1 protein-coding gene is annotated in these 253 nt (G+C 46.2%); it reads left to right on the forward strand.

Going from position 1 to position 253, the window contains the following annotated elements; all coding sequences use genetic code 11:
• Nucleotides 1–253 (forward strand): HDOD domain-containing protein (locus NLF92_RS13430; RefSeq protein ID WP_254102759.1); only part of this gene is annotated, 253 nt, incomplete at both ends.

Here is a 253-nt window from a genome sequence, read left to right on the forward strand (position 1 = left end):
ATTCGGTAACTCGACTTAAAGCTTGTATGGATGATGAAGCTTCAAGCATTGACGACATCGGCGATATTATTGCTTTCGATCCGTCATTGGCAACGCAATTGCTAAGAGTAGCAAACTCAGCGCTCTATCGTTTTCCTAATAAAATAGACACCGTCACAAGAGCCATCCAGGTAGTGGGGACCCGCTCCACTTACGACTTGGCACTGGCTTATGGCGTAAGCCAAGCATTCAGTGATGTAGACGGTCAACGTAT

The organism is Opacimonas viscosa, assembly GCF_024199005.1.
GTDB classification, from domain to species: domain Bacteria; phylum Pseudomonadota; class Gammaproteobacteria; order Enterobacterales; family Alteromonadaceae; genus Opacimonas; species Opacimonas viscosa.